The organism is Deltaproteobacteria bacterium (assembly GCA_028818775.1).
Lineage (GTDB): Bacteria > Desulfobacterota > Binatia > UBA9968 > JAJDTQ01 > JAJDTQ01.
The window spans coordinates 1-2,239 of the sequence record JAPPNE010000018.1; the positions used below are offsets into that span (position 1 = coordinate 1).

At 63.3% G+C, this 2,239-nt stretch carries 1 protein-coding gene; it reads left to right on the forward strand.

Annotated features, from left to right (window positions below; translation table 11 throughout):
- Positions 1-50: 50 nt before the first annotated feature.
- A partial coding sequence (locus OXU42_01555) for a peptidase MA family metallohydrolase (protein ID MDE0028075.1) occupies positions 51-2,239 on the forward strand: 2,189 nt, incomplete at its 3' end.

Sequence of the window (2,239 nt, forward strand, 5' to 3'; positions counted from 1 at the left end):
TGTTCACGTGCGGGACGGTGATGGGCCAGGAGTATTTCGGGAAGAACAAGGTGACGTATGACGATTACGACTGGCATTTTCTGGAGACGGAGCATTTCAAGATCTATTTCGACAAGGCGTCGCAGCCTGCTGCCGAGTTTGCGGCGAAGGAGGCGGAGCGTGCGCTGGTGCGTCTGGAGAAGGACCTGAAGTATACGCTGAAGGACCGATATCCGATCGTGATCTACAACTCTCACAACGGGTTTTCGGTGACGAACATCACGCCGACGGAGCAGTCGGAGTTCACGGGTGGTTTTACGGAGTTCGCGCAGGGTCGGGTTGTGATCCCGTATACGGGGTCGTATAGCGATTTCCGTCACGTGATCCACCACGAGCTGGTGCACGTGGTGACGCTGGAGATGTGGACGGGCGGCGGGTGGCTGGGAGCGATGATGACGCAGACGGCGTCGCTGCCGCCGTTGTGGATTGCGGAGGGCGTGGCGGAGTATCTGTCGCAGGGGGGGTGGGACCGCGAGGCGGACAATTTCATGCGTCACGCGACGATCGCGGGCTTCGTGCCGGGGATGACGTCGTTGAGCGGGGCGTTCGCGTATAAGGGGGGTCAGTCCGTCTTCGTGATGATCGAGGAGGAGTATGGCAAGGACAAGGTGGCGGAGTTCATATCGTCGTTTCGTTCCGCGCGATCGGTGGACAAGGCGCTGAAGGCGTCGGTGGGCGAGGGTGTGGAGGAGCTGGACGAGAAGTGGCAGTTGTGGTTGAAGCGTCAGTATTGGAACGAGATCAACCTGCACCATCCGTCGGAGGAGGTGGCGAAGCCGTTGACGGAGGCGGGCGAGGGCCGTGGCTTCTACAATATCGCGCCGTCGTTTTCGCCGCAGGGCGACAAGATCGCGTACGTGACGGAGCGTCAGGGCACGTTCGACATCTACCTGATGTCGGCGATCGACGGTCAGGACCTGGGTCGGCTGGTGGAGGGGGAGCGGTCGTCGGACTTCGAGGGGTTGTTCGTGCTGCGCCCGGGCATCACGTGGTCGCCGGACGGGAAGCAGATCGCGTTTGCGGCGAAGTCGCGCAACAAGAACACGCTGTATACGCTGGACGTGCGGAAGAAGCGGGTGACGAGGCGGTTCAACTTCGATCTGGACGGGTTGTTCGAGCCCACGTGGTCGCCGGACGGGAAGCGGATCGCGATCGTGGGACTGAAGGACGGGTGGTCGGACGTGTACGTGGTGAACGTGGCGGATGAGTCACTGCGGCGGATGACGCGGGACCCGTATGACGAGAAGCACCTGGACTGGTCCCCGGACGGGGAATGGATCGCGATCAGTTCGGACCGGCCGTCGGCGGCGCTGGCGTATGACGGGTCGAAGGACTTCGAGTTCGGGGTGTATGACGTGTTCGTGCTGAAGGCGGACGGGAGCGAGATCCGCCGGGTGGTGGAAAGCGATGTGAACGACAGCCATCCCACGTGGGGTCCGGACTCGCAGACGCTGGCGTTCGTGTCGGACCGTACGGGCGTGGGCAACGTCTACGTCACGCACGTGGACGGCTCGCAGATGTATCCGATCAGCAATCTGCTGTCGGGGGCGCGGTATATCGACTGGAGCGCGGACGGCAAGAAGCTGGCGTTCACGACGTTCCACCGCGGGGGCTACGACATCTTCGTGATGAAGGACCCGCGCAAGCAGAAGCGGGGGATGGAGGACCTGCCGCTGACGCGTTACGCGAAGCGGCTGGCGGGCATCGAGGACCGTCCGTTCGTGGAGTTGCAGAAACAGCGGCGGCAGGAGGAGAAGGCGGCCGCGGCGGCGGACGCCGACAGCGGGGCGGTGGCTGCGCAGGAAGACACGGCCGCGGCGGTTGCGGCAAACCGGAAGGTGGAGACGTGGATGTCGGACCAGATGGCGCTGGCGGCGGCGGAGGCGCGCGGCGACGAAACGGCGACGGCCGATGCCGACACGCTGGACGGCAACGGCGACAGGGAACTCACGCTGCGCGACTGGAACCGGGAGTTCAAGGTGAACAAGTACCGCGTGAAGCTCAAACCGGAATTCTTCGGGGCCAACGCGGGCTTCGACACCTTCTACGGCGTGAGCAGCCTGCTGCACCTGTCCCTGACCGACGTGATGGGCGACCACCGCGTCGTCATACAGACCGGGCTGAGCTTCTCCCTCAAAGACAGCGACCTCTTCCTCGGATACCAGAACCTCAAACACCAGACCAACTATTTCCTCAGCGC